Annotated in this window: 2 protein-coding genes; both read right to left on the bottom strand. The window is 30.8% G+C overall.

Annotated features, from left to right (window positions below):
* Window positions 1-720 (bottom strand): MerR family transcriptional regulator (locus tag ACEN4L_RS13390; protein ID WP_407097744.1); only part of this gene is annotated, 720 nt, incomplete at its 3' end.
* The coding region (locus ACEN4L_RS13385; protein ID WP_407097743.1) for an Hsp33 family molecular chaperone HslO at window positions 717-1,100 on the bottom strand (384 nt) is incomplete at its 5' end. The genes ACEN4L_RS13390 and ACEN4L_RS13385, both read right to left, overlap by 4 nt.

The following is a 1,100-nucleotide window of genomic DNA, read 5'->3' as shown; positions in this document are numbered from 1 at the left end:
GACATCCTCGTTCATTTGTCTTAATAAATATACGTATAACTCTGTTGTTAAACCGAATGAAAGATCTTTAGACGATTCTTCAGCATGAAAATAACCTGTCTTTTCGTATACATTTGGTAGTTCTTTATCAGTCATTGATATTAATTTTTTCCAATATGTCTTACAATAAATTACTTTAGGATGGGTAGAAGGAAATTTTTCTTTATAGGCTTCTTCTAAAGTAGTTATAAATTTAGACCATTCAGAATAATGTTCTTTCCAACTATCTTTTTCTGTTACTAAAGTTCGCATTGAATTAAATTCTTGAATCGTAAAATGAGAATGTGCATTGGTACGATAAAAGGTAAGTAATTCTGCAAGTAGAGTAGAGTCAATAGCGGTATAGTCTGCTAATGTTTTTTCAAAATTTAACAGGTTATCTAGTTTTTTTTGTTGTGAAGAGATTTCCTTTTCTAATAAAGCACGTTGTACATATACGTACTCTGAAAGATAAATTTTATCTTTCAGAATAATTGTTTTAATTTCATCTAATGAATATCCTAATTCTTTTAAACCTAAAATAATATAGAGTTGCTCTAAGTTAGTGATATCATAAATACGATGATTGGATTCTGTAATATTGTACGGTTTTAAAAGTCCTATTTCATCGTAATAATGGAGTGTGCGTATCGAAGCTCCAGTCATTTCTGATAATTCTCCAATTCTAAATGTTTCTTTCATGAGCTATACTTTCCCCTTCCTAGTAATAACGATAATTCCTCTGGAGTATAGTGATATTTTTTCCCACAACTTGTACAAACCGTTTCTTCTGAACGTTTATTTTCAATTGAATCAATTAGGTCAGTGTGTGACCAAGACAATAAAAGTTGTCCATACATTTCTTTTGTACAATAACATTCTGTAGTGAAAAAGAAATTTGTGAGGAATAGCCAATCTGCTTCAAACTGTTGCAAATGACCTTCTGAGTGAGAGAATTTTAGATTACTTATAATCTTTTCAACTTCTCCAACGTCTGCACCAGGTAATGCTTGAACCATATATCCTATCCAATGTCCTTTAAAAGAATGAGTGTAAAACGCAGTATCAATCTGTTCGCTTTG

Source organism: Desemzia sp. FAM 23988, from assembly GCF_045528365.1.
GTDB lineage: Bacteria > Bacillota > Bacilli > Lactobacillales > Carnobacteriaceae > Desemzia.
This window is presented reverse-complemented; position numbering and strand designations above follow the sequence as displayed.